The sequence below is a fragment of the Sphingomonas sp. AP28 genome (genome assembly GCF_056680455.1).
Map to the genome: position 1 here is coordinate 2,054,128 of NZ_CM155283.1, position 26,488 is coordinate 2,080,615.

The window sequence follows — 26,488 nt, forward strand, 5'->3', positions numbered from 1 at the left end:
GCCGCTCTCCGGAATCGGTCAAAATTTCGCTAGCCGAAGAACGCATACTGCAACTCGCCCGGGACGCCCGCCCGCTTCTCGAACCCGATCGTCTAATCAGCTCCCCAATCGAAAGGCCGACGATGCTCCGTCCCACTCTGATCGGTTTCGCCCTGGTATCGCTCGCGGGGTGCGGCTCGTCCGCCACGACCCCACCGCCCGAAGCGCAGCCGGCTGCCCCGCCGGTAAATTACGGCGCGTCGACGCCGGCCAAGGTCAAGCCGTTCAAGGCGACACCGGTCGCGACCTTCGACACCCCCTGGGCGCTCGCGTTCCTACCCGGCGGCACCATGCTGGTCACCGAGAAACCCGGTCACCTTTGGCTGGTCCAGCCTACCGGCACCAAGACTGAAGTCGGCGGCGTACCGGCGGTGCATGCCGAAGGCCAAGGCGGGCTGCTCTACGTCGCGACTGCGCCGACCTTTGCTCAGGACCGCCACGTCTACCTTACCTATTCCGAGCCGGGTGAAGGCGGGGATGGCCTCGCTCTTGCGCGCGCCACGCTCGGAACGGTCGCTGGCAAGCCGGTGCTGCAAGAACTTCAGGTGATCTGGCGCCAGCTTCCTCGCGGTGCGGGCGGCCAGTTCGGCGGGTACATCGCCTTCTCGCCCGACGGCCAATATCTGTTCCTCACCTCGGGCGAGCGCCAGCGCTTCAGTCCTGCGCAGGACCCGGACCAGGCGCTTGGCAAGATCCTGCGCCTGACGCTCGACGGCAAGCCCGCTCCGGGCAATCCCGGCGCGGGCAAGACCGGCAGGACGACGATTCCCGTCTTCGATCCACCGGCCAATACCAGATCAGTCGCCACAGCCCCAACCCATAATGTGACGGTCCCCGCCCGCAATCTGACTCCGGCAGAAACCTGGTCGACGGGTCATCGCAACGCCTATGGTCTCGCCTTCGACGCACAAGGACGTCTGTGGGAGACCGAGATGGGACCGCAGGGCGGCGACGAACTGAATCTCATCGAACCCGGCAAGAACTACGGCTGGCCGATCGTGTCCTACGGCAAAAATTACGACGATACGCCTATCGCGTCGCCCGCCGGCCGGCGCGAGTTCCAGGAACCCGCACTGTACTGGAACCCGGTCATCGCGCCCGCTGGCTTCACGTTCTACTCCGGCAACATGTTTCCCCAGTGGCGCGGGTCAGCCTTTGTCGGCGGCTTGGCCAGCACCGCGCTGATCCGCATCGCCTTCGACGGCACGACGCCGCGTGAGGCCGAGCGCTGGGACATGGGCGCGCGGATCCGTGCGGTGATGACTGGCCCCGACGGCGCGCTCTGGATACTCGAGGACGACACTGGCGGTCGGTTGTTGCGGCTTACAACGACGCGGGGCGCCTAATTAACGGGCTCACGCTAAGCTTTCCGATTTGCGGCCAACGTACAAGGAGAGGCCTGAACCATCCGAGGGTGAAAGGCCGGTCAGATGAATGACCCACTTTCAGACGTTCAGACCTCCCTACCCGCTTCCCAACTTCGGCCGTTCGTTCATCACGCTTCGAAGCCGCTCTCGGCGACCGAGATCAGTTGCGTGAACAGCTTGGAATTTGGTGATCCGTTCGCTTTCAGCGGAGATTACGTGATAGTCGACAAGGCCGGACTCCATGCCGGAGATGGCGATCTGCTGCGACCGAAAGCTGCGCCGTTCGTTAGGCATGCGAGGAGAAGATCATGATCAACAATCCGAAAACCGACAACGCGATCCAAGCCGATGAGGCTGAGGAAATGGAAAAGGTGCAGGAGGACGCAGCCAAAGAACGTGAAGAGAATGGCGGGTATCAGTAAGCCGCGGCAGTCGCAATCTTTATACACGGGACTGCGGCTGTTCTGTCCAATGGAAAGTTCAACTTATTCCCTGCCCAGAACGTTCGAGCTCAAGACCACGATGAAAGAAAGAATCGGGTTCGTCCATTGGTAGAACTCGAATGACTTGCCCAGCAGATGCGCAGCTGGCACTCTAGAGCATAGCTACCGACACGTAGATCAAGGTGGCAGACGGCAGGCGTTACCGAGGCAAGCGCACGGTGGTGTTAACGGATTTTAGCACCGGTTTGGCTGCTTCAAACACTAAAGGATAGGTTGGTACCCTGCCGGTCAACTGGCTTCGTTCGCGAATGTGGTCACGGACATAACCTCTCGTGCCATCTCAGTACCTTCTTGAGAAGGCAGCACCCGTACAATTACCGAGGAACTGCTTGTAGCGATTCCAGCTGCTTGGACACCTGCCCAGTCAAGGTCAGCGCAGATCGCAGTTCGGACGACGGCATCATTCTCACCGATACCGCCTGTGAAAACGATCATATCTGCGCCGCCCAGCGACGCCATCATCGCGGCAATCTGCTTGGCAACTGAGCGACAGAATATGGCTATTGCCAAGGCGGCGTCGGTGTTGCTTGCCGCTACCGCATGTAGCTTGCGTAGGTCGCCCGATATACCGGAGATACCAAGTAGCCCGGAGTGTCGGTCCACAATATCTTCAATGGCCGCGCTATCCAGGCCGCGTTCCCGCATGAGGTAGAGCAAGAGTCCCGGATCGAGATCGCCAGCACGCGACGCCATGACAACGCCGCCGGACGGCGTCAGGCCCATACTGGTATCGACGGACTTGCCAGCGCGGATCGCGGTCACGCTTGCACCGCTTCCGAGATGCGCGATAATCAGGCGTTCCGGCAGGTCCAGCGTCAACTGATTGACGATCGACTGGCAGGATAGGCCGTGAAAACCGTATCGCCGTATGCCGTCTTTGCGAAATGCTTTCGGGATCGGCAGAACCGCCGCCACAGGAGGAAGGTCGGCGTGAAACCCCGTATCGAAACAGGCGACCTGTGGCACGTTCGGGTAGCGCGCCTGGGCCGCCTGGATCAGCGACAGCGCAGCGAGACCATGCAGCGGCGCGAACGCCGTAGCCTGCTCCAGCTTGGCTAGAACGCCTGCGTCGATCACTACGGGGGCGAACAGATCAGGCCCACCATGGACGATACGATGCCCAATCGCCGCAGGCTTTGCGCCGTCCAATGCCGCATCGATCCGGTCGAACATATCGGCCGGCTGATTGCCCTCCACGTCCCCTGACAGGCGTTCTTCGACCCCGTCCGGTCCTGCCGTGTAAAAGCCGAACTTGAGCGAGGACGAGCCTTCGTTGAGCGTCAGGATACCGGTCATGCGTGCGCTTTCCCCTCCGCTCACCGGCGCCACCGCCAGTCGCGGATCTCGGGAAGGTCGTCGCCCTCTTCGTAGACGTGCAGCTTGTGCCGCTCGATCAGCGCCCAATAGCGCGCCGTTTCGTCAAGAACGCGATCGCGTAGCCGGGGTATCCGCTGAATTGCGTCGAGCGCCAGTCGATAGCGGTCCAGATCGTTCAGCACGACCATGTCGAATGGCGTCGTTGTCGTCCCTTCGTCCTTGTACCCGCGGACATGAATGTTGGCATGGTTGGTCCGACGGTAGGTCAGCTTGTGGATCAACGCAGGATAGCCGTGAAAGGCGAAGATGACCGGCTTGTCGGTCGTGAACAGCGCGTCGAACGCACGTTCGTCGAGTCCATGCGGATGCTCCGACTGGCGCTGGAGCGCCATCAGGTCGACGACGTTGACGACGCGGATGCGAATGTCGGGGATGTACTCGCGCAGCAGCATAACGGCTGCCATCGTCTCGAGTGTTGGGACGTCGCCCGCACAAGCCATGACGACGTCCGGCTCGTCGCCATCCGCGCCGTCACTTGCCCATTGCCAGATCCCTGCGCCGGCGGTGCAGTGGTGCACGGCATCATCGATGCTCAGCCAGTTCGCCTCGGGCTGCTTGCCCGCAACGATCACGTTGACGTAGTGGCGGCTGCGTAGGCAGTGATCGGCCACCGACAGCAGGCAGTTGGCGTCGGGCGGCAGGTAGATCCGTACGACGTCGGCCTTTTTGCTCGCCACATGGTCGAGGAAGCCCGGATCCTGGTGTGAGAGCCCGTTATGGTCCTGTCGCCAGACATGCGAAGTCAGAAGGTAATTGAGCGACGCGATTGGCTTGCGCCATGGGATAGTGCGGGTGACCTTGAGCCACTTCGCATGCTGGTTGACCATCGAATCCACGATGTGCACGAACGCCTCGTAACACGAGAACAGCCCGTGCCGGCCGGTAAGCAGATAGCCCTCCAGCCAGCCTTGGCAGAGATGCTCGCTCAGAACCTCCATAACCCGACCATCGCGGCTCAGATCGGTGTCGTTTGCCTCTGTCTCGGCCATCCACGCCTTACCAGTGACCTCATAGACAGCCTGCAAACGGTTCGATGCCGTCTCGTCGGGACCGAACAGACGGAAGTTGGCAGCCTTGGCGTTGAGCGCGATGACATCGCGTAAATAGCCGCCCAGCGCTGCTGTTGCCGCGGCTTTCACCTCGCCTGGTCCCGGCTGGGAGATCGCGTACGTTCGGAAGTCGGGGAGCGACAGCGGCCTCATGAGTTCGCCGCCATTGGCGTGGGGGTTCGATCCCATGCGGCGGTGGCCAGTCGGCGCAAGCGTCGCATAGTCGTCGCGAAACTTGCCTGTCTCGTCGAACAGTTCGTCGGGGCGGTAGCTCTGCATCCACGTTTCAAGCTGACGGAGATGTTCTGGATCCTTGAAGTCCGCAATCGGCACCTGATGAGCACGCCACGTGCCTTCTACGGGCTTGCCATCGACAAACCTCGGCCCTGTCCAACCCTTTGGCGTCTTCAGCACGATCATTGGCCAACGGGGCCGTTCGCTGGTCGTGTCGCTCGACCGCGCCTCCGCCTGTATTGCCTTGATGCGGTCGAGCACCGTGTCGAGTGTAGCGGCGAGCAGTTGGTGCACCTCGGTGGGATCGTCGCCCTCAACGAAGTGTGGCTCATAGCCATAGCCACGCATCAGATCGGTCAGCTCGTCGCGACTGATCCGTGCCAGCACGGTCGGGTTGGCGATCTTGAACCCATTAAGATGAAGTATCGGCAGTACCGCGCCGTCGCGTGCCGGGTTCAGAAACTTGTTGCTGTGCCAGCTCGTCGCCAGCGCACCGGTCTCCGCCTCGCCATCGCCGATCACGCAGGCAACTATCAGGTCCGGATTGTCGAACGCCGCGCCAAAAGCATGGGCGAGCGAGTAGCCGAGTTCGCCGCCCTCGTGGATCGAGCCCGGCGTTTCCGGTGCAACATGGCTTGGGATGCCACCGGGCCACGAGAACTGGCGGAACAGCCGATCCATCCCGCCACGGCTTCGCTCGATCGCAGGGTAGCGTTCGGTGTAGGAGCCTTCGAGATAGGTGTTGGCGACCAGACCCGGTCCACCATGCCCCGGCCCGATGATCGCGATCATGTCGAGTTCGCGCTCGACGATGACCCGGTTCAGATGGACGTAGAGCATGTTCAGCCCGGGCGTCGTCCCCCAATGTCCGAGCAGCCGTGACTTGACGTGCGCAATCGCAAGCGGTTCATCGAGTAAAGGATTGCTACGCAAATAGATCTGTCCAACCGACAGGTAGTTGGCGGCCCTCCAGTATCCATCCATCCGTCGAAGCATATCCTCAGACAGCGGACGTTCCTGGACCTTCGGGTCTATAGCTGCAAGAGCATCAGCCGGGCTTGAGGCACGGTTCGTCATAGCGATTGTCCTCGGCGCGTGGCATGCGCACGATAACTTATAGCAGCATTAGCGATCAGACGGCGGCTTCTCGAAGTGATCCCAACGTCGCAGATGATCGCTCTACCTGATTTCGCGGGCATTAGTTCGCATAATGACCAGTTTCGCGCGAAGGATGACGGCTGGCTTAATTAGCGAGAAACCGCACCTGATGGTAAAAGGTCATCCTGCCCATTATCCACCGAGCATCGTGATTTTGTGCTTTTGACGACGTCTGCTTCGGATCCCCAGCTTACATCAGGCTCACCCAATCCGCGCCGTTGTACGGCGATCGGGCTCAATTAGTATCGGATATCACGTAATTTCGGTCCGGGACGCAATCAGTCGGCCCTAACGGCTATCGTCACAACCTGGGTGGATCCGCCAGCCAAAGACGGTTGCGCGGTCCGCGAAACATAACTGCCGCCCCGTTTGATCCACATGGAACGACCGAGCGGTTGTAAACCAGGCTGTGCCCGAAAGGACTGCTTTCCGCGGTAACCCTACAGTGCGCATAAAACGGCCGTTTTGCAGACCCGGTTGCCAACGGATTTCGTCCGAAAAAGTTCGTTATCTGAAAAGACAGGGACAATAAAGAGCCTCACTGCCGAGAGACGGCGGGGCGCTTGGCAACCAGCCTCGCCAAGGGGGGGAGTGCCCGGCCTGTCACGGTAACAACAGCGCGGAGCCAAGTCGGTTCCGCCGGTACAAAAATGCCCTGCCGATCCAAGGATCAACAGGGCATTGCGAGCTCTCACCGCCGTTCCCCCCGAAAGGGCAGGACGCTTCAAGCATGAGTGAAAACTGTTTCGCTTAGGGTCCGTTCCCTGCACCGGGCTGCGGCGCTGCCTTATCAGCGGCAGCTAGAGCCCCTATTGCGCTCGATATCCAGGCGCCGACAAGGCCAAGGGGAAGCTGATCGGCAAGCTCGAGACTCTCTTCCAGCTTGGCTCTCAAGGTCTCTGATAGATCGCTGCTATTTTCCACGCCGTGTCGATATGGCCGCACAACCACGCCGTCACGGGTACAGTTTACTTTCAACCGCTGCTTTTTGCATAAAACGGGAAACGCACCGGCATCCGGTGGCAGATTCAGCGTGCGCGCAAAAAGCGGCCGGTCAATGGATCAGATAATAGCCGTTTTAACCGGGTCCTCGACGGATGTAGCGGCATCTTCTCGCAAGGCAGCATACCTAGCGGCCATATTAAGGTGTAGGCTTTTTATCGAATTATCTGTCGATAATGATGCCGTATTAAGTTCCTGCTCTGCTCGCCTTTCAAAGTAACGAGCGTCCTGGCTGTTATCCATCAGTCCTACCTCCTTGTCATCATAAAAGACTCGCGGCGCAGTCCAGTATAACAGCTCAGGGCGATCATTAATCGGGATAGTTCGAACATAATGAAGCGATAACGGATTATCCTGGATCAAGCCTATATGATATATGGGGCCATCGGCAGGCATATTATTGGGCTCTGACCGCTGAGAGATACGTGCGCTCTCGCCCTGCATTTGCAGGAGTCATTACATGCATGGTGACAGTGACGCTCTACTATCTCGGATGGTCGATAAGTTGGCAATCCAAGCAGTACTATCCGACGCTGATCGGTCGGCGCTTCTCAGTCTGCCGCATGTTTTGCGCACGTACGATGGGGGAAGCTCTTTGGTTCGGGAAGGCGACATCCCCAGCGCGTGTGGCGTACTTGTGTCCGGATTTGCCTATCGACACAAAATTAGTAGCGAGGGACGCCGACAGATCGTCTCGGTCCACATTCCCGGCGAAATTCTTGATTTACAGCATCTATACCTAAATGTGGCAGATCATAATGTTCAGACACTGACAGAGTGCAAGGTCGCTACCATACAATGTGATGCGCTTCGGACCCTTGCTCGTGATAGGCCTTCGATAAATCACGCCTTCTTTGTCAACGTACTGATCGAAAGCTCCATCTACCGCGAATGGTTACTGAATATCGGTCGACGCGATGCGCGTGGACGGACGGCTCATTTCTTATGTGAGTTTGCCGCCCGGCTAGATAAGCATGGCGAAAGTCCTGGTCAGCCATATGTATTGCCAATGACGCAAGAGCAAATAGGTGATGCGCTTGGTTTAACTGCCGTCCATGTTAACAGAGTTCTGAAGGGATTAACGACTGACGGTCTTATATTTCGTGAGCGGCGAGGAATATCATTTCCCAGTTGGAGCCGCCTCAAAGAGGAATCGGATTTTAACAACCGTTATTTACACTTGGGAATTAAAGGATAACCAATGCCGGAACCGCGCGCGATTGCCATAAGAGTTTGACGAGTATCGAGGCGTCAATCGTACCTCCCTTGCGAGCACAACTCAAAGTGGCCGATGGTTGACCACTTTTGCTGCCTCTGCCGCCTCTCGTTCGGATTGGAAGCTAACTGGTAGCCAGCAGTCGCCGTCAACTGAATACAGGCTCCAATATGCCTTTGAGCCGGCTTGCATGCGTAACGCTGTGACGTATGTACGCTTCACCATCTATCGATTTCCGTCCCACGAAAATGCCGAACGCATTGTTGCCCCTTCGATCGAAGAAATTTCACGCACCACAAGCGGTTATCGCGCTGACGCGTTAGACCTTGATGACCGATACCCCGCAGCAGCCACTCCTCATCGTCGAAGACGAGATGTTCATCCGGATGATCGCCGCTGATGCGCTGGAGGACCGGGGGTTCTCCATCATCGAAGCCGGTGACGCACGCGAGGCGTTGGAGATACTGGAGCGTTCGCCGGAGATCGCCCTGATTTTCACTGACATCAACATGCCAGGCGACCTCGACGGGCTTGATCTTGCCGAAGAGGTGGCGAAGCGTTGGCCGCACATCGAGATCATTGTCACATCTGGTGGGGTTCGCTTGGGCTCGGCCGACATCCCAGATTCCGGAATGTTTCTACCCAAGCCCTATGCAACGGATCAGCTCGTCAAACTGGTGCGAGAGCAGTTAGCGAGGCGAGATTCTAAACCACCCGAGGACCAGCGGTAGCGGAGTGACTACCTGCCAGTTTGGCAAGGCCAACAGCCTTCAGAACTTGTTGTCAGGAGACGCAGTACCGATCGCTAATCATCCAAGATCGTCGGCGGCAATGGCGATCTCGTAAAGCTTCCTTGCTGAGGCGCATTGTTCGTTCTGTGCAAAGCCGATCAAAAAAGCTGTGACCTCGATGCCCTCCGGGGTTTCTCGTGGAAGCGTCATCGACCAGTTCCCGAACATTGGCTGCTTAATTTCGCGGTCGCAAATGATCTCGACATCCGTGTGGCGCTCATCGGCGTTAATCCGGCGCATGGTTTCGATAATCGCTGCTCGATCACCCTCGAGAACTTGTGCGAAGTTATTCTTGTCGAACCACAACACCCCGGTGATGCCGGCGCAGGCGTTGCGAACAGCTGAGGTTTCCACAATCGCGTCAAGATCGCTACGATCGGTCCCGATCAACGATTTACTGATATAGATTAGTCGGTGCATCTAATTGTAACCGTCTGGTTTGGATCGCGTTCCCAAGCCAAGGCAATCGGGGTACCATATTGATCAGGGACGCCTGCGGCGTCCCAATATGGCGTCTCGATACGCAGTAGCATCGGCCTGCTCAGCAGTAGGGGTTTGCCTGAAGCTTTTCGCCGACTTGCCGGATCGTAGGCACAGCCTGTAGGCTTGACCTGCTAGCGCCGGCGCCATCCACTGGATCGACATGATTTCTGACGTGTTTCGTACCCCCGCCTCCCTCCCAGCAGGGCTGCGGTTTCTTGCGGGGGGCGGCGAAGCCAGTCGTCTCATCGTTGATCGCGACTGGTCGAACCACCCTCTGGGTCCTCCCGAGGGCTGGCCCGACATTCTGAAGTCGAACCTAAGCACAGTGCTCAACTCACCAGAATCTATAATTCTGGCCTGGGGTCGCAAAGAGCTGACCTTCTTTTTCAACGAGACCTATTTCCCGCTTCTCGGGCCTAGGCTTCCGTGGTCGATGGGGGCGCCGTTCAGGGATGTGTGGGCGGACGCCTGGACGCAGGCTAAGCCGATCATCGACGACGCCTTCGAGGGCAAGAGCCAACGCTTTACGGACCTGCCATGGAAGCTCGCGACCGACCGAGGGCCCGCGGATACGTGGTTTACCTTCTCCTATTCACGCATCCTTGATGCAGAGGGCGAGGTCGCCGGCCTCTTCATCCTCACCAACGAAACGACTGATCGTGTCCTCGGCGATGCTGCCCTACGCCAAAGTGAAGAACGCCTTCGCCTCGTTATCGAAGGCGCCAAGGATCATGTGATCGTGACCGTTGATACTGGCGGTATCATTACCTCTTGGTCAGCCGGTGCGACTGCCGTGCTTGGCTGGTCTGGCGACGAAGCCGTTGGACAATCAATCTCAATGATCTTCACCGATGAGGATCGTGCTAGCGGTGCCGATGTTCGCGAGCTTGCCGGCGCCGCGCGGGACGGCTCCGCTACCGATGAGCGCTGGCATATAAAGAAAAACGGCCAGCCTGTTTTCCTAAGCGGATCGATGCATCCACTCATCGCGGACGTTCAGGGCCATGACCAGGGCTTCATCAAAATCGCGCGTGATGAGACAGAGCGCCAGAAGGCCCGGCAGGATCTTGAGCGGTGGAACGCCACCCTGGAACAACAGGTCGCCGAACGGACAGCTGATCGAAACCGGCTCTGGCAGCTTTCGTCCGATTTGATGCTGGTAGCGAGCTTCGACGGCGACATCGAAGCCGTAAATCCCGCATGGACGCGTATTCTCGGATGGTCGGAAGCCGAGTTGATCGGTGTCCCGCTATTTTCCCTCATTCATCCAGAGGATCTCGATCACACGATCACCGGCGCCTCCGGCATCGCGAGCGGGCAGACCTATGCCCGGTTCGAGAACCGCTACCGACACAAGAATGGCAGCTATCGTGATATCGTCTGGGCCGCTGGGCCGGGGGATGAAAAGATTATCGCGGTAGGCCGCGACTCCACCGAAGAACGCGCTGCCGCAAAAGCGCTTACGGTCGCCGAGGACCAGCTTCGGCAAGCACAAAAAATGGAAGCGGTTGGCCAGCTCACCGGTGGGCTGGCGCACGATTTCAACAATCTGCTGACCGGTATGATGGGCAATCTGGAATTGCTCCAGCTACGCCTTGCACGGGGCAGGCTCGACGACGCGGAACGTTTCATCCTCGCGGCGCAAGGGGCCGGCCGACGTGCGGCATCGCTCACCCAGAGGCTGCTTGCCTTCTCCCGCCGTCAGACGCTCGATCCCAAGGCCACTGACGTCAACCGTTTGATCGTCGGTATGGAGGATCTGCTGCGCCGAACGGTCGGCCCTACAAACAACATCGAGGTTATCGGAGCCGCTGGTTTGTGGACCGCCATGATCGACGCCACGCAGCTCGAAAGCGCCATACTGAACCTGTGCATCAACGCCCGTGATGCGATGCCGGACGGCGGCCGGCTGACGATCGAAACTGGCAACAAATGGCTTGATGACCATGCTGCGCGCGAGCGGGACCTGCCAGCTGGCCAGTACCTCTCGATCTGCGTGACCGACACGGGGACAGGTATGACACCCGAGACGATCGAAAGGGCGTTCGAGCCTTTTTACACGACAAAGCCGATCGGCCAGGGAACCGGCCTTGGTCTGTCGATGATCTATGGCTTTGCCCGTCAGTCGAACGGACAGGTCCGTATCTACTCAGAGGTGGGCGAAGGAACGACGATCTGTGTCTATCTGCCACGCTACATGGGGGAGGCCCTCCTTCCCGAAGAGGAAGAGGCCCTGGCGGCAGCGGCATCCGCAAGCGGCGAAACCATTCTGGTCGTCGATGATGAAGCAAGCATCCGCCATCTCATCGACGAGGTCCTCGACGAGATCGGTTACACGGTCATAGGTGCCGCGGACGGCGCGTCCGGGATCAAGGTCCTTCAGTCCGGTGCCAAGATAGAGCTGCTGATTACCGATGTCGGCTTGCCGAACGGTATGAACGGACGACAGGTCGCCGACGCGGCACGGACCCTGCGACCGGGGCTGAAAGTGCTCTTCATCACAGGATACGCAGAGAATGCCGCGGTCGGTAATGGTCATCTCGAACCTGGCATGGAGCTGTTGACGAAGCCGTTCACCATGCAGGCGTTGGCATTGAAGGTGGCGGACATGATGAAGACCACCACGCAGAGGTCGGATCGTACATCAACTGCTTCACCCCAACGCAGCGACCGAGAGGGCAGTCGATGAAAGTGAAGGCGATCGATCACGTCGTGTTCAACGTGCGCGACGTGGATGCTTCGGCGGAGTGGTACGAGAAGGCGCTCGGCATGGAGCGGCATGTTTCATCCTCGAATGACGGTTCAATTCGCGTGAGCATGATATTTGGCCCCAACAAGATCAACCTTCGCCCGATATCCGCCTCGCAGGAAGCGTGGTTTACCGCGCGTACGCCGACCTTCGGCAGCGATGATCTTTGCTTCCTGACCGATACGCCCCCCGCCGAAGTCGCTGGCCACTTCCGCAACCTCGGCATTGCGATCGAAACCGGCCCCGTCATCAAAAAGGGCGCGCGGGGGCCGATATGTTCGGTCTATGTGCGTGATCCCGACGGCAACCTTATAGAGGTTTCGTCGTACCAACTTTGACGGTGCCGTCAGTTAACATTTCAATAAATAACCAATATGGCCATCAAAAACCGCTGATAAAGCATTTTGGCGTTAGCTCCACGTTATAACCACGCTATAATCATGCATTTACGTTTCTAGTACATGATAATTTCCTTGCACGTGCCATATGAAACCATTCTATATCTGCGCGACGGTAATGTGTGGAGATGGATGTGTACGGGGCACACGTCGGTTCATGGTTGGACGTTTTTTCTAATGAGAAGAAGCGACAGCTTGCCGTAGATCAGAGCAGAGCGTTAGAAATGCGCGGCAGCGAGGAGCTTGAGCGCATCGTGGACGTCGTTCGCGATTACTATCGGACGCAGTATGCGGCGATCTCAATCATCGACAGACGCATGCAAACTTTGTTGGCGGAACGTGGACTGGGTGTCACCGAAACCCCGCGAAACACGGCCTTCTGCGCCGTCACGGTTCGGCAGGGCGGGCAGATGCTGGTCATCCCCGATGCGCGCAGCGATCCGCGTTTTGAAGAGTTCGACAGCGTTAGAAATGATCCATTCGTCCGCTTCTATGCTGGCGCGCCTATTACCGATCCCGCGGGACTGGCGCTTGGCGCGATATGCGTTGCGGACAGTGAGCCGCTGGCGGGGGAGTTTGATCAGTCCCTTCTTGTCATGATGGCTCGCGAAGTCGAACGCGAACTTGCCAGCCGAATGAAGGCGGTAGTTGCTCCATCAACGTAAGACCTCAGACGTTATCGGCGAGCCGTTCGGTTACGTCGTTCGACGGCCACCAGCACTCCATGGCCTGTAGCACCTGATAGTCGTACGCGGCAGGCGGGATCGACCCAATTGTGGACGTTCACTGGGTAGTTTCCGCTCCCCAACTTCGGCCGTTCGTTCATGTCGAGGCGGGGCTCATGCGGCATGCATTACCCCCCTGGCTGACGGCACGCCGAATTTCTAAATAGGATGGTGAAACGAGAAACGGACCCAAACCGGCCGTTGACGAGATTTTCCTTGGACGACATATGCGCAGCAACGGCGATGGATTCCCGCCGGGCTACTTGGCCGAACCGCTCTCACAAGAGCCGATGATTCCTACTTGGCGCCGCAAGGCAGCAAAGGAGGAATTGTGCGCTCTACCTTTCGTAATCTTATCGCCCAGTTGAACGTCCCGGCGTTCGCCCGCAACCTTCACGATCACGCTGTGTCAGTCATGCGCTGGGCGCTGATCCTGGTGCCGATGGCCGCGCTGATCGGGACGCTGTGTGCTGCGTTCCTCTGGAGCCTCGATACGGTCACACGCCTGCGGTTCGCATCGCCCTGGCTGCTCTACCTGCTGCCGGTGAGCGGCTTCGTGGTTGGGCTGCTCTACCATCTAACCGGCCGTTCGGTGGAGGGCGGCAACAACCTCATTGTCGAGCAAATCCACGAACCGGGCGGCGGGGTACCGTTGCGGATGGCACCGCTGATCTTCTTCGGCACGGTGGTGACGCATCTGTTCGGCGGTTCGGCCGGACGGGAAGGCACTGCCGTCCAGTTGGGCGGTAGTCTCGCCAGCGGCTTTGGTCGCGCGCTCAAGCTCGATGCTGACGGCACCCGCATCCTGCTGATGGGCGGCATCGCGGCCGGGTTCGGCGCAGTGTTCGGCACGCCGATCGCGGGCGCGGTATTCGCGCTGGAGGTGCTGGCCATCGGGCGCGTCGAATATCGCGCGCTGGTGCCGTGCCTCGTCGCGGCGTTGATCGGTGATTGGACGTGCCTCGCCTGGGGTATCCACCACGGCGTCTACCAGATCGATGCGCTAGCGCCCGTCGATCCGCTGCTCGTCGCCAAGGCCGGCATCGCTGGGGTAGCGTTCGGGTTGCTCGGCCTCGTCTTTGCGGAAGCCAATCATGCGCTCGGCGGGTGGCTCAAGCGCGTCGTGCCCTATGGTCCGTTACGCCCGCTCATAGGGGGCGTCGCCGTCATCGCGCTCGTCTACCTGTTCGGTACGCGCGACTATCTTGGTCTCGGCACGCTGGCAGCGACACGTGACGGTCTCACCATCGCCAGCTTCTTCGGCCCGGACACGCATCCGTGGAGTTGGGCACTGAAGCTACTGTTCACCGTCGTCACGCTCGGTGCCGGCTTTAAGGGTGGGGAGGTCACGCCGCTGTTCTTCATTGGTGCCGCGCTCGGCAACGCGCTCGCACCTATGTTCGGCGTGCCGACCGGCGTGTTCGCCGCGATCGGCTTCGTCGCACTGTTCGCAGGCGCTGCCAATACACCGCTTGCCTGCACCTTCATGGGCGTCGAGTTGTTCGGCGCTGCCTATGCGGTACCGATCGCGGTGGCCTGCTTCGTCGCCTACCTCTGCTCCGGTCACAACGGCATCTACCTGTCACAGCGCGTCGCCGTGCCGAAGGTGCCGGCGACTGGCCTTACCCCGAACGCCACTCTTCGCGAGGCGCGAGCTCACCGCGCCGTGCGCCGCTCGCGCTTGTGATCCCCGCGCCAAGGCTTCTGCGACGACCGGAGACTGATCCGTAAAGTCGCTGCACGGTCTCTGATCGCGTGGTGGTCAGCTTTCTCCAAATAGCTCACGTTGCGCCTTGTCCAGTTCCTCCGCGTAGCGGCGTCGCGCGTAGCTCTCGGACAGGATGCCGAGAACCGCACCGTTACTACCAACTACGGCCAGTTCGTCCGCGCCTTCAGTGTCGAACGTGGTCATGACGTTCCTGATGTCCGCGTCCGGCGTAAGGGCCAGACCCGTGTGGATCGCCAATGACCCGATGGGCGCCTTCTGATCGACGTCTTCGGCGAATGCGCTGGCGGTCTGTACGATGCCGCCATAATTTTCGTGGTCATCGACGAGCAGGACTCGACTTGTCGAACCTAGCGGAAACGCCCGGCGAAACTCGGCAATCGTCGTGTTGCACGGCGTGGCCCGTTCGACGCGCCGCATCATTTTGCCAGCCGTGAGCGTTCTGACCCAGCCAACATCGCGGGCGCTCTTTATGGTTTCGCCCCGGAGATGCAGCCGCCACGTTGAGAACGAATAGCCAAAGAGCTCGCGGACGATCGTCGATGACACCAGCGATGCGGCGATCGCAGCGCCGGCCAGGGAAAAGTCATGGGTCGCTTCAAGGACCAGCATCGCCATCGTCATCGGACCGCCGACCACTGCGACTGCTAAAGCGGCCATCCCGACCAGAGCAGCATTGTGCGGGTCGATGACGGGCAATCCAGCCACCCATTCGAGAGAGCCGGCGAACAAATGACCGAGCAGGCTACCCAGGAATAAAGATGCGAAAAACAAGCCGCCTCGAAAGCCAAAGCCAAGTGAGATGATGGACGCCGCGCACTTCACGATGAATATGGCCGCCAGGAAGCGTAGCGAGACGTGAGCTTCCAAATTGAGATGTAAAGCTCCGTGGCCAGCGGACAGGACCTGTGGCGTGAGCATCGCCAGAGGGATAAGCAGCAGTCCACCTAGGATCGGCCGGCAAATAGACGGTATCGGCAGCTTGCGTGTCGCTGCCTCTATCTCCGCAACGGCTCGCATCAAAAGTATACCAGCACCAGCTGCGCAGGCGCCAAGGCCGGCATAGAGAAGGTAATGGAACGTCTTGATCTGTTCGCCTGCGTTAGCAGCAACGAGATACGGCTGCGCACCAAACGCTTGCGCCACGAGAACACTCGCCAGGCACGCCGCAGCGACGGGTGCTAGCGCCGATATCGTATAGGCTCCGATTACTATCTCGAAGGCATAGAAGGCCCCTGCTAGTGGCGCCCCGAACGCACCTGCGATGGCGGCGCCCGTTCCGGCGCCGACCAGAATACGCAAATCAGATCTGCGCAACGCAAACCAATTGCCGCTTAGCGAGGCAACTAGCCCGCCCAGCTGCGCATAGGCCGCCTCAAGCCCCACGGATGCCCCGAAGCCGTTGGAAAGGATCGTCTGCCCGGAAATGACGAGACTGTCGGACCACGACATGCGACCACCATGAAGGGCGTTCGCTTCTACTGCGTCGACCATTCGGCGCCGGCGAGCATGAGTGACCCAGGAGAACAGCGCGAGGACGGCTCCCCCAGCCGGCAGGGCAAGCAGCGCGAGGTAAGGGACCGTAGCGGCCGCACTCAGCCTTTGATCCGGTGACAAGGCATAAAGCAGATGCTGGATCGTCCGTGCCAGAGCACCCTGGATAACGCTGAGCAATCCGGCTGCACTGCCGATCATGATGGCAAGTACGATGAGCGCAGCTTCGCTGGATCGGAAAGCTTTACGGAGCCACGATGGTGCCACCCGACCGGACGCAGGTGGAGTAGCGGCGCTGTCAATCAGTGGCGCTGAAGCCATGTCAGTCGGGGTCCTGCATCAATGTAGCGAACAAGACTGCGGCAAGAACCGCGCTGGAGAGCCACATCACGATCGAGAGAGTCCGAGACGTCGCCAGTCCAGCTGCCGTGATCGCGGCAAGCAGCAGGACGATGAGAATGGGCATGGATGCCGGGGAACGGAGAAAACGCATCATGTCGCCTACGCCTGCTACACCTCTCGTGCCACAACCTTCCGGGCCGCCCCATGCGCTTCGTTTGTCACGAACGCCCGTCCTGTATCCGGAGCGTCTGCGGCTTGGCCACGCTGCCCTCCAACAGTGCCCCGTCGATCAGTGCAGCGGCCAGGTCCACATCACCAAAGGCGTACCGACCAAAACTACCAACACCGATAGGGGGGCACCCAGCCGCGCATAATCGCTGAACCGGTAGCCTCCGGGACCAAAAACCAGAGTGTTGCACTGATGCCCAATGGGCGTCAGGAAATCGCATCCTGCCCCGATGGCGGTCGCGATCAGGAACGCCTCAGGACGATATCCAAGGTCGTGAGCGAACACAGCCGCGATCGGCGCCATCACTAGAACCGTTGCGGCATTATTAAGAAACGGCGTCACAGCCATCGCTGCCACGAGGATTAGGGCTACCGCCCCCCACGGCGGCAAGGAGGCAGCCAGATGGGCAAGCGAGGTCGCGAGTATATCCGATGCGCCAGTGGTACGCAGGGTTTCACTGACCGGGATGAGTGCCCCCAGCATGATCAGAATTGGCCATTCGACGCCATCGTAAGCCTCCCGCAGGGGCAGGGCTCCGGTCGCCATCATCAATCCGGCCGCGGCGAAGAAGGCGACTGCCACAGGCACGTAGCCGCTTGCGGTGACTGCCATCGCCACTGCCAGTATGACAAGTGGCAGGAAGCGGCGCTTCGAACTGCCCAGACGCAGGGCTCGCTCTGCCAGCGGCAGCGTACCAAGATCGCGCATGCGCTCGGGCAAGAGACCAAGGGGCCCCTGAAGCACAATGACATCGCCAGCGCGCAGAACGGTTTCGCTCAGCTGCTTGGTCAGCCGTTTGCCGGCACGCGATACCGCAATGAGGTTCACGCCGTAGCGTTGCTGAAGCCGCAATCGGCCTGCCGACTGCCGGACCAGGACAGAGTCGGTGGTGATGACGGCCTCGATGACGCCGACCTCATCATCTTCGCTACCTTCCGGCAGGTCACGATGCTGTCCCGCAAGTGCAAGATGGTCTCCTGCGATGACGCGCTCCAGCGTATCCGGGTCGCCACCCAGGATCAGCGTGTCGCCGGCAGCGAGAAGAAACTCCGCCGTAATGGTCGTGCGTACATCCTCACGTACGACACTGGCGATCGTCACCTCGTGATCATGTCGATCGATGAAGGATACGACCGTTTCGCCGATGGCGGGCGATCCATCTTCGATTGTCGCCTCGGTGACATAGTCCGTGATGTTGAGAGCCTCGCCCATCGTCGGCGCTGCACGGCGTTCTCGGGGCAGGAGACGGTAGCCGAAACGCAGGAAGACGAGGCCGACAATTAGCAGGCCGAGCCCAGTTGGCAGATAGTCGAACATGCCAAAGGGCTCGCCAGTCATCTGCTCGCGAACTCTGCTGACGATGATGTTGGGCGACGTTCCAACCAGGGTCATCAACCCACCGAGCAGGGACGCGAACGACATCGGCATCAGGAACACCGAGGGGCTGGTGTCCGACTTCTTCGCAGTCTGCACGGCTGCTGGCATCAGCATTGCCAACGCACCGACGTTCTTGACCAACGCAGACGACACCCCGACCGCCGCGGTCAGTACCATCAGTTGCGATCGGACGCGGGTCACTCGCCGCGCTACGATACCAAGCGCGCTCTCGATCAGACCCGAACGCTGCATGGCCGATGAGATCACCAGCGCCGATCCGACGATGATGACGATGTCGTCCGAGAAGCCGGTGAACGCTTCCTTAGGCTTCACCAATCCTAGCGACAGTCCGGTGAGCAAGGCGATGATAGCTGTGACGTCATAGCGAAAACGACCCCAAAGGAAGAGGCCCATCATGCCGATCAGAAGGCCGATGGACATGAACTGCGGTGTCGTCATGCAACTAGGCCCCCTAATCCGGCGGTCATTACCCTGGTCATCGCAGCCAGATCCCAACGAGTGCTGCGAGGACGACGATGACGAGGAACCCGTTGACCGCGATCAGCAGCCACGCTGGCAGCCGCTTGGTATCGGGCTGCGGCGGAGCGACGGGAGCCATCTCGCGCCACACCGCTGCAACGAAGCAGAAGCCGCTGAACAGAACGAGCACACTTGCCGTCGCACCGGCAAGCCTGCCGGGCACGATGTTCTCGAGCAATGCGCGTGCGCCAATCCCTGAAGCCAGAGCAGCAAGGCCTGTACGGACCCAGGCTGCGTAGGTGCGCTCCGCTGCCATGACCGTTCGATCCGCAGCAAGCTCGGTGCGCCGATCGGCACTGTCGGTTTGCTGCCTGGCACTATGTTCCAGCCGGTTCGCACTATGAGCAAGCGAGCCGCGGGTATCCCTCGCCGATGACTGTTGGTCATTGTCCATGGTCGGTTAACGATGTGCCGGCGCTTTCAGCACAGCGGTTGTGAGAAAAGGGTCATGGCCACATACATTCACAAGCAGATAAATGATCACTCAACCCTCCCAGTTAGGACGTGGAGCAGGAAACCTGCCCCACCGATCAGGGTGACGGCCACAGGCGGGGGGCGCTTTCCTAAAATCTGTCCCCATTGCTCTTTCCCAAAATTGCCGCTCTGAGATGGAAAATCGGGAGTGCCCTTCCTTAACGAATGGCCGTTATCGGGGGTTTGGATCGCCAGCCTAAACGTCCGGGTTTGGGCGAACGCGCCTTGCCTTACGGCTTCCGGCCACGACCCACATTCAGACACTCAAGCTTGCTTCTCTCAGCCCCAACTTCCGCCGCTCATTCATGCTGCCCTACGTATCTGTTACTTGGCGCACAGAGACCAAAGGTTACGTCTGAGGCAAAGGCCGGCTGATCAGAGGCATACTTCTCAGCCGTTCCCCCGTCGCTGAAGCCAGAGCGTTCGCCAGTGCGGCCGCGGTCGGCCCCTGGGCACATTCACCGGTACCGAGGAAAGGCGTGCCCGGCCGGTCCACGACCTCGACCGTCACGCTGAGTGGGGCATCGGCAAACCGGAGTATTGAATAAGTGCTCCAGTCGTAATCGCTCCGGCGCGCACCGTCGTGCCCGGCGGCTTCGAGCGCGGTCCAGCTTAGCGACTGGACGATCCCACCCTCCACCTGATTGCGGATGCCGTCCGGGTTGACGGCCTCGCCACTGTCCACGGCAGCGACCGCGCGGTGGACGATCAGCCGGCCTTCGTCGGGGATACGCTCGACGTCGATCGCGATGGCGCAATAGGCCCCGTGGTTCTTGTAGCGGGCAAAGGCAAAGCCTCGCCCGCGATTGGGGGCGGATCGGTATCGCGCCCAGCCAAACCGTGCTGCGGCCTGCCGGATCACAGCGGCGGCACGCGGATCGTCCAGATGCGCCAGCCGGAACGCGACTGGATCGCGGCCCGCTGCCGCCGCCAGCTCGTCCATAAAGCTTTCGAGCGCGAAGATGTTCAGGTGTGCGCCCAGTCCGCGCAGCGCCGAGACGCGTACCGGCATGTCGGGCAGGAAATGGCTCACGATGGTCTGGTTGGGCAAACGATAGAGTGGAATGGCGTTGCGGTCGCCGCCACCATTTGGCTGCGGGATCGGCTTCGGCGGGGTCGGCTTGAACGGCGGTACGACTTCGGTACCGGCGAGAAGATCACCGGCCGCGACGGGGCGGGTGCTGTGCGTATTGCTCCACACCTGATGCCGCCAGTCGATGATCCGTCCCGATGCATCGAGCGTCGCGTCGACCTGCGCGAGCATCGTCGGGCCAAGCGGTTCCCAGCCATGTTCCTGCTCGCGGCTCCATTGCAGCCGCACGGGGACGCCGGGCATCGCTTGGGCGATCAGCGCAGCGTCCCCGGCCACATCGTCCGCACCGTTATGCCCGTAGCACCCTGCCCCCTCGCGGTGGACGCACCGGACGCGGTCGGCGGGTATCGCGAGCAGTTCGGCGATCGCCCGCCGCAGCGGCTCGATTCCTTGGCTGTGCGTCCACACCGTCAGCCTGTTCTCCGCAAACAGCGCCACCGCACAGGACGGCCCGATCGCGCCATGCATCAGATAGGGCCTGTCATAGCGTGCCGACAACTGCTGGACGCCGCGCGCTCCGTGGTTATCGCGGCGGTTGTCGATCACCTGACTTTCCCGCCGCATGTCCAGCAGCCCGGCCGGCATCGGGAGCAGCGCCGGCATCGACGGATCGCGCACCCAGCGGCCACGATTGGCAACCCGAAGTGCCTGCTCGAGCGGCCATTCGCGTGGCCCGATGATCGCGGCGAAGCGGCCGACCTGCACGACTGTGGCGACGCCGGGTTGCCGACGTAGCGCTGCAAGGTCGGGCGTCATTAGCGTGCCGGATGACGGTCCGCGCAGAACCCGGGCGTGCGCCATGCCGGGCAGCCGCATGTCGTGTACATAGCTTGGCAAACCGGTGAGCTTGGCGGGCAGGTCTACCCGCGGTACGGGGCGCCCGATCAGCCGCCGAGCCTCCCGACGCTTTCGCGGCACGTCCGCCCTTGCGCGCACTGCGAGCGAGGTGAATGCGGCCAACTCCGCATAGGTCGCGCGTTTTCCTTGCCGATCGAGCACGGCACCGTCGCGTGTGAACAATGTGGTCGCCGCCACGCCCCACCGCGTCGCGGCTGCCTCCGCAAGCAACAGACGAACATTGGCGGCGGCGTTCGCGATCGCGGTGCCGCTCTGTTCGAGCGTCTGGCTCCCCGCGGTCACGCCCTCATTCGGTGTCAGGCCCGTGTCCGCGGTGATGAGGTCGATCCGCTCGATCGCGACGTCGAGTTCGTCGGCGGCAAGCTGTGCCATCGCGGTCTTCACGCCAGTGCCGAGTTCGACCTTGCCCGTGAACACGGTTACGCGACCGTCCGGTGCGATCCGGATCCAGGCGTCGAGATCGGGGAACTTGGCCAGTGTCCCCGGCAGATTGGGTGCGACAGTCGGTGGCCCACCACTACCCTCGCCACCGCCGGTCTGCGCCAGCGCGGCAGTCGGCGCGAGCGAGAATGCGACCAGCAAGCCGCCCAGCACGTCGCGGCGTGACGCCTCGCTGCTCACGTTACGGGTTCCGCGGCATCGACCACGCCGCCGCCGCGCATCACCGCCGCCCGCCGCACTGCGCGTAGGATCCGCATGTGCGTCCCACACCGACATAGCGAGGGTGCCATCGCCGTCCGCAGTTCGTCCTCGGTCGGCGTCACCGTCTTGCGTAACAGCCCCTCCGCACGCGCCATCATGCCGGGGATGCAATAGCCGCACTGCGCCGCCTGCTCGTGGAGAAAGGCGCGCTGAACGTCACCCGGTTTGGCGGCCGTGCCCAGTCCCTCGACCGTCGTGACTTTTCGCGTGCCGATCGCACTGATGGGGAGGACGCAGGAGAACACCGGTTTGTCGTCGACCAGCACGGTGCACGCGCCGCACTGCCCCAACCCGCACCCGAACTTCGCGGCATGCAGTCCCAGATCGTCGCGCAGCACGTAGAGGAGCGGGGTCGCAGGGGCCACGTCGACACGTGCCGTTGCGCCGTTGACGGTCAGGTCGATCATTCGCCCTCCTTGCGTGCCTTGGCGACGTCTTTGTCGAGGTTCTTCCACGCCGATCCGGTACCGTGGCGCATCTGCAGATACGTGACGATTTCCGCCACTTGTCGGTCGTCGAGAGCATCGGCGAACGCCGGCATATAGGGCCCGCGTGGCGAGACGGGCGGATGGAGACCCTTCAGGATGATCTGGATCGTATCGCGCGGGTTGTCCTCGTGCAGCGGTGTGCCGAGTGGCAAGGCTGGACGTCCCGCAACCATCATCGCTGCGCCCGGCTCGTGGCATACTGCGCAGGCCCCCTCGTAGAGCCGCGCGCCGTCGGGATGACGCTGCGAGGCCAGGGCTTGGCGATCAGGCAGCGGTGGCTCGAACCGTGCAGCAGGCGCAGCGCGCATTTGCCACGCATAATAAGTCGCCAGCGCGTGAACGTCGGTCGGTGCTGCACGGGCCAGATTATAGGTTACCGACCCCATCGGGCCGGCCGCTGCGGCGTGCGCGGTGCTCAGCCCAGTGCGAAAATATGCGTTGAGCCGCTCCACAGTCCACGCCCGTATCGCAGGCGAATGCGCATTGATCGGGGGCGCATACCAGCCACCCGACCATCCGCCGTCATAACCCTGCGCGCCGCGCTTCTCCTGCTGCAACAGCCCGCGCGGACTGTGGCAGGCGGTGCAATGCGCCAGTGTCTCGCCGATGTAGCGTCCCCGGTTCCAGGCGGCAGACTGGCTGACGTCGGACGTGATCGGCTGCGGTCGGAAGAACAAAAGCTTCCATCCGGCAAGCAGGGGACGAAATCCGAGCGGCGGGATCATCGTGTTGGCCGGCGGCACCGAACGCACGGCCGGTCGGGTCATCAGGAACGCGTAGAGCGCCCCCAAATCGCTCTCCGTCACGTTTGCATAATGGGTGTAGGGGAAAGCGGGGTACAGATGGCTGCCGTCACGTCCTACGCCTTCACGCATCGCGCGTCGAAACGCTGTCGGAGACCATGCACCGATTCCCGTCGCCGGGTCGGGCGTGATGTTACTGCCGTAGATTGTTCCGAACAGCGTTTTGATCGGATACCCGCCTGCATAGGGACGCCCGCCTGCAGACTGGTGGCAACTGACGCAATTTCCTAGCCGAGCCAGATTAGCGCCGCGCGCAATGAGCACCGAATCGAACAGACGAGGATCGGGACGTTTCACGGTTGCGATTGCCGGTCGGTATGCGATGATCGCGAAGACCATGACGCAAACGCACAATGCCACCACGGGCCATGTGAACGTTCGCGTGATGCCGGACCGGCTCATCCTCCTTTTGTCCGGTGATCAGCGTTCGCCCTCGCCTTCGCCGCTCTCGTTTTCGCCGCCCTCATATTCGCCTTCGCCGCGCTGACCGGCATGCTGTTGTACGGCACGCGCGCGACGGGGATGGCGGACGACGTGGCGCGACTTGGTTGAACGCACGACGTGGCGCCCCACACCTTCGCCCTCACCCTCGCCGCGCTCGTTCTCACCGCCTTCGCCGACCTGGTCGACCGACGGCGCCAGTGGTTTGGGTGCCGCTTCGGTCGCGATCGCCTGGCCGGATTGCGCAACGACGAAGGCGCCGACGCCAATCCACAATTTCGTACGCATAATAATTCCTTACTAGCCAACGCGTTGGCCCGCGTGGGCTGGGACTGATAGGGAAGCCCCGACGTTATGCCGATGCCCAGAGAACCCTAATGTTTATCATGATTGCCAACGTTCTAGATGCTGACAATCTCCAGTCGTTGCGAGATAATCTCGGCAAGACGCGCTATGTCGACGGGCGCCGGACTGCCGGTCGCGAAGCACGCCCGGTCAAGCGCAACGAGCAGGTCGACCGTGCCGACCCGTTGCTGTCGGACATGCAGGACCTCGTGATAGATCGACTGCTGGCGAACCCGCTGTTCCGGATGGCCACACGACCGCACGTGGTTCGCCCGCCGCTGTTCAGCCGCTACGAACCTGGCATGGCCTATGGCAGCCATGTCGACGACGCGATCATGGGCGGCATGCGGACCGACGTTTCAGTCACAATTTTCCTCTCCGATCCCGACACTTACGAAGGCGGCGAACTGGTGATCGAGTCCGCAGCGGGCGAACAGGACGTGAAACTCGCGGCAGGAGATGCAGTGGTCTATCCGACGACGGCGCTGCACCGCGTCGCGCCGGTCGTATCTGGCGAGCGCCTCGCCGCCGTAACGTGGGTACGCAGCTTGATCCGCGATGCCGATGCCCGCGAACTCCTGTTCGATCTGGAAACGGCACGGCACGCCCTGTTCGACCGCCTTGGCAAGACCCCCGAACTGGACTTGCTGGCAAAGACGCAATCCAACCTGCTCAGACGCTGGGCCGAAGATTGAGAATGACCTTTGGACCACCAAGTAACGCTAGACCCAAAAGCCGCCTCTCTGACCCGGGAATGCCAACCCCAACTTCAGACATTCATTCATAGCCGCTTAGCGCGAATTACAACGGCGATGCGACGCCCGTGACAGGACAGCGAAGCGCCTTAGGTTGTCAGGCTGGTTGCGGACCAGGCTGCTGGGGATCCACGACGAATTTGGCGATCGTTGCAATCGTGCCACCCGGCCGATCGACCTGATCCACGCCCTTCACTTCGGCGAGCCAGCGATCCGGCGTCACGGTGAAGAGCTGGTAGCCGCGCTGGTTGTTGAGCAGACTGACATTCGGATTATTGTCCAGCGCGCGGTTTTCTCCCGCATAATGCGCACCGCCCGTGCCGCCCGACGAAATCGACGTCGCGAGAAATTCCGTCGCGATCGCCGGGCCGCCAACGTCTTCCATCTTTCGCGGCACCGATCCGACGACATGCTGATGCAAGTCGCCGCTGCCGATCACGACGTTGGTCAGGCCCCGGTGGGCGATGCCGTCGACGAGCCGTTGGCGCGACAGCGGATAGCCGTTCCAATTGTCCTTGCCGATGACGGGCGTGGAGGCGCCGTCCTTGCGGGCGTCGTACGGCATGAACAGCACCTGTTGCGCGATGAAGTTCCAGCGCGCGTCGTTGGCAAGTCCGCGATTCAGCCAGCTCTCCTGCGCTGCCCCCATCATCGTGCGCTCTGGCCGATCGACGGGAATACAGGCGTCGAGTTCCGCGCGCCCTATACCAGGACGCTCGCAAAGCTGATCGCTGCGGAACGAGCGCGTGTCGAGCACGTGCATGCGAACGAGATTGCCGTAATCGAGCCGGCGATAGGCAACCCCCGCCCCGGGGCGTTGCGCGCGGCGAACGGGGACGTGTTCGTACCAGGCTTGCATCGCGGCCGCCTTGCGCAGCGCGAACACATCGGGCCGGTTGCCGTCCTTGTCGAATTCGCCCGCCCAATTGTCGTCGATCTCGTGATCGTCGAACGACATGATGAACGCGACCGCGGCGTGCGCCGCATGGAGGTCGGGATCCGCCTTGTATTGGGCGTAACGTCGGCGATACTGATCCAGCGTATAGGTCTCGCCGCCGAGGTGCTTACGCGGGCTGGGTTCGGTGCGCGGGGTCATCTCGTAGATATAGTCGCCATAATGGAATACCGCGTCGAGATCGGGCTCGCGCGCCACATGCGCATAGGCGGTGAAGAACCCCGTCTCGAAATCCTGGCAGCCCAGCATCGCCAGCCGCAGCCGGTCGAGCGACGCGCCCGCCGCAGGGGCGGTGCGCGCGGTACCGACCGGGCTCGATCCGGCGCCCGCGACGAGGAAGCGATACCAATAGGGGCGATGCGGCCGCAGCCCGTCGATCTCGACATGGACCGAGTGTGCAAGCTTGGCTTCGGCCATCGCCGGACCTGCACGAACGATTTTTTGAAAACCGGGATCTTCGGCGACTTCCCAGCGGACCGCGACATCGTGCAGCGGCATGCCGCCATCGGGCGTCTGCGGCTCGGGCGCCAGCCGCGTCCAGATCACGAACCCGTCGGGCAAGGGGTCCCCCGAGGCGACGCCGAGCGTGAACGGATCACGCGTGAACGTCGCCCGCGCGAGCAGGCGGGGGGTGCTTCCCAGCAACGCGAGCGAGAAGCTAGCCTTGACCAGATTGCGGCGATCGAACTGAGGCACAAGGACACTCCCTCACGGCAGGCGCGGGTCGCGACCACATATGCCGGGAAGACGGAGCAGCCGGGCGAAACCCGACAGG

21 protein-coding genes and 1 riboswitch are annotated in these 26,488 nt (G+C 61.2%); of the genes, 8 read left to right on the forward strand and 13 right to left on the reverse strand.

Going from position 1 to position 26,488, the window contains the following annotated elements; all coding sequences use genetic code 11:
* Positions 1-122 precede the first annotated feature (122 nt).
* Positions 123-1,385, forward strand: a complete 1,263-nt coding sequence (locus AC1MH0_RS09305; RefSeq protein WP_480965634.1) for a PQQ-dependent sugar dehydrogenase — start codon at positions 123-125, stop codon at positions 1,383-1,385.
* Positions 1,386-2,137: 752 nt separating this feature from the next.
* On the opposite strand, the gene AC1MH0_RS09310 is transcribed toward AC1MH0_RS09305, so the two are convergent.
* The 3 genes from AC1MH0_RS09310 to AC1MH0_RS09320 all read right to left on the reverse strand — a co-directional run bounded on the left by AC1MH0_RS09310 (position 2,138) and on the right by AC1MH0_RS09320 (position 6,972).
* Positions 2,138-3,205 carry an acetate/propionate family kinase gene (locus tag AC1MH0_RS09310; RefSeq protein ID WP_480965635.1) on the reverse strand — a complete coding sequence of 356 codons (1,068 nt, stop codon included), beginning with the start codon at positions 3,203-3,205 and terminating at the stop codon, positions 2,138-2,140.
* A gap of 20 nt (positions 3,206-3,225) precedes the next feature.
* A complete protein-coding gene (locus tag AC1MH0_RS09315) occupies positions 3,226-5,646 on the reverse strand; it encodes a phosphoketolase family protein (protein WP_480965636.1) in 2,421 nt (806 codons plus the stop codon).
* 1,143 nt (positions 5,647-6,789) lie between these two features.
* Positions 6,790-6,972 (reverse strand): hypothetical protein, encoded by a 183-nt coding sequence (locus tag AC1MH0_RS09320; protein WP_480965637.1) that lies wholly within the window; start codon positions 6,970-6,972, stop codon positions 6,790-6,792.
* 217 nt (positions 6,973-7,189) lie between these two features.
* Here AC1MH0_RS09320 and AC1MH0_RS09325 point away from each other — a divergent pair, with 217 nt between their 5' ends.
* The gene (locus tag AC1MH0_RS09325; RefSeq protein WP_480965638.1) at positions 7,190-7,927 is read left to right on the forward strand and encodes a Crp/Fnr family transcriptional regulator; all 738 of its coding nucleotides are present in this window, start codon (positions 7,190-7,192) and stop codon (positions 7,925-7,927) included.
* Positions 7,928-8,274: 347 nt separating this feature from the next.
* On the forward strand, positions 8,275-8,676 hold the full coding sequence (locus AC1MH0_RS09330) for a response regulator (protein ID WP_480965639.1): 402 nt from the start codon (positions 8,275-8,277) through the stop codon (positions 8,674-8,676).
* Positions 8,677-8,754: 78 nt separating this feature from the next.
* On the opposite strand, the gene AC1MH0_RS09335 is transcribed toward AC1MH0_RS09330, so the two are convergent.
* Positions 8,755-9,156 (reverse strand): BLUF domain-containing protein, encoded by a 402-nt coding sequence (locus AC1MH0_RS09335; protein WP_480965640.1) that lies wholly within the window; start codon positions 9,154-9,156, stop codon positions 8,755-8,757.
* 223 nt (positions 9,157-9,379) lie between these two features.
* On the opposite strand from AC1MH0_RS09335, the gene AC1MH0_RS09340 reads away from it, so the two are divergent.
* The 4 genes from AC1MH0_RS09340 (at position 9,380) to AC1MH0_RS09355 (ending at position 14,778) form a co-directional block, all read left to right on the forward strand.
* Positions 9,380-11,908 carry a PAS domain S-box protein gene (locus AC1MH0_RS09340; RefSeq protein ID WP_480965641.1) on the forward strand — a complete coding sequence of 843 codons (2,529 nt, stop codon included), beginning with the start codon at positions 9,380-9,382 and terminating at the stop codon, positions 11,906-11,908.
* Positions 11,905-12,306: a VOC family protein gene (locus AC1MH0_RS09345; RefSeq protein ID WP_480965642.1), complete on the forward strand. Its 402-nt coding sequence runs from the start codon at positions 11,905-11,907 to the stop codon at positions 12,304-12,306. The genes AC1MH0_RS09340 and AC1MH0_RS09345 overlap by 4 nt, the downstream gene beginning before the upstream one ends.
* Before the next feature lie 188 nt (positions 12,307-12,494).
* Entirely contained in the window at positions 12,495-13,031 is a 537-nt protein-coding gene (locus AC1MH0_RS09350; RefSeq protein ID WP_480965715.1) for a GAF domain-containing protein, read from the forward strand.
* A 290-nt stretch (positions 13,032-13,321) separates the two neighbouring features.
* Positions 13,322-13,398, forward strand: a riboswitch (Fluoride riboswitch).
* Between the two features lie 24 nt (positions 13,399-13,422).
* Positions 13,423-14,778: a voltage-gated chloride channel family protein gene (locus tag AC1MH0_RS09355; protein WP_480965643.1), complete on the forward strand. Its 1,356-nt coding sequence runs from the start codon at positions 13,423-13,425 to the stop codon at positions 14,776-14,778.
* A gap of 75 nt (positions 14,779-14,853) precedes the next feature.
* On the opposite strand, the gene AC1MH0_RS09360 is transcribed toward AC1MH0_RS09355, so the two are convergent.
* The 8 genes from AC1MH0_RS09360 to AC1MH0_RS09395 form a co-directional block, all read right to left on the reverse strand.
* The gene (locus AC1MH0_RS09360; RefSeq protein ID WP_480965644.1) at positions 14,854-16,632 is read right to left on the reverse strand and encodes a chloride channel protein; all 1,779 of its coding nucleotides are present in this window, start codon (positions 16,630-16,632) and stop codon (positions 14,854-14,856) included.
* Between the two features lies 1 nt (position 16,633).
* A complete protein-coding gene (locus tag AC1MH0_RS09365) occupies positions 16,634-16,777 on the reverse strand; it encodes a hypothetical protein (RefSeq protein WP_480965645.1) in 144 nt (47 codons plus the stop codon).
* A 165-nt stretch (positions 16,778-16,942) separates the two neighbouring features.
* The gene (locus tag AC1MH0_RS09370; protein WP_480965646.1) at positions 16,943-18,718 is read right to left on the reverse strand and encodes an SLC13 family permease; all 1,776 of its coding nucleotides are present in this window, start codon (positions 18,716-18,718) and stop codon (positions 16,943-16,945) included.
* Between the two features lie 37 nt (positions 18,719-18,755).
* The gene (locus AC1MH0_RS09375; protein WP_480965647.1) at positions 18,756-19,055 is read right to left on the reverse strand and encodes a DUF202 domain-containing protein; all 300 of its coding nucleotides are present in this window, start codon (positions 19,053-19,055) and stop codon (positions 18,756-18,758) included.
* A gap of 567 nt (positions 19,056-19,622) precedes the next feature.
* Entirely contained in the window at positions 19,623-21,845 is a 2,223-nt protein-coding gene (locus AC1MH0_RS09380) for a molybdopterin cofactor-binding domain-containing protein (protein ID WP_480965648.1), read from the reverse strand.
* A complete protein-coding gene (locus AC1MH0_RS09385) occupies positions 21,842-22,333 on the reverse strand; it encodes a (2Fe-2S)-binding protein (protein ID WP_480965649.1) in 492 nt (163 codons plus the stop codon). The genes AC1MH0_RS09380 and AC1MH0_RS09385 overlap by 4 nt, the downstream gene beginning before the upstream one ends.
* Complete coding sequence (locus AC1MH0_RS09390) at positions 22,330-23,619, reverse strand: c-type cytochrome (protein WP_480965650.1); 1,290 nt, start codon at positions 23,617-23,619, stop codon at positions 22,330-22,332. The genes AC1MH0_RS09385 and AC1MH0_RS09390 overlap by 4 nt, the downstream gene beginning before the upstream one ends.
* 18 nt (positions 23,620-23,637) lie before the next feature.
* The gene (locus AC1MH0_RS09395) at positions 23,638-23,946 is read right to left on the reverse strand and encodes a hypothetical protein (protein WP_480965651.1); all 309 of its coding nucleotides are present in this window, start codon (positions 23,944-23,946) and stop codon (positions 23,638-23,640) included.
* A 98-nt stretch (positions 23,947-24,044) separates the two neighbouring features.
* On the opposite strand from AC1MH0_RS09395, the gene AC1MH0_RS09400 reads away from it, so the two are divergent.
* Complete coding sequence (locus AC1MH0_RS09400; RefSeq protein ID WP_480965716.1) at positions 24,045-24,698, forward strand: Fe2+-dependent dioxygenase; 654 nt, start codon at positions 24,045-24,047, stop codon at positions 24,696-24,698.
* A 157-nt stretch (positions 24,699-24,855) separates the two neighbouring features.
* Here AC1MH0_RS09400 and AC1MH0_RS09405 read toward each other — a convergent pair whose 3' ends face one another.
* Positions 24,856-26,409: an alkaline phosphatase D family protein gene (locus tag AC1MH0_RS09405; protein WP_480965652.1), complete on the reverse strand. Its 1,554-nt coding sequence runs from the start codon at positions 26,407-26,409 to the stop codon at positions 24,856-24,858.
* Between the last annotated feature and the right edge of the window lie 79 nt (positions 26,410-26,488).